Below are 218 nucleotides of genomic sequence, written 5' to 3' on the forward strand. Positions count from 1 at the left end.
ATCGAAGCCATGCGCCACAGCGTACAGACGACCGTAGCCAGTGTACTCGAAGGACTGCGCATCACCAAGGGTAATCTCGACCGCCAGGCAAGCAAGTTCGAAGGCCGTATCAGCAATGCCCCCAAGCAGGAAAAGGAATTCCTCACCATCTCCCGCCAGCAGGAAATCAAGGCACAGCTCTACATCATGCTGCTGCAGAAGCGTGAGGAAAATGCCAT

The 218-nt window shown here is 55.0% G+C and carries 1 protein-coding gene; it reads left to right on the plus strand.

Going from position 1 to position 218, the window contains the following annotated elements:
* A partial coding sequence (locus O6P32_RS13620; protein WP_269879059.1) for a hypothetical protein occupies window positions 1–218 on the plus strand: 218 nt, incomplete at both ends.

It is taken from the genome of Phocaeicola acetigenes (genome assembly GCF_027529745.1).
Lineage (GTDB): Bacteria > Bacteroidota > Bacteroidia > Bacteroidales > Bacteroidaceae > Phocaeicola > Phocaeicola acetigenes.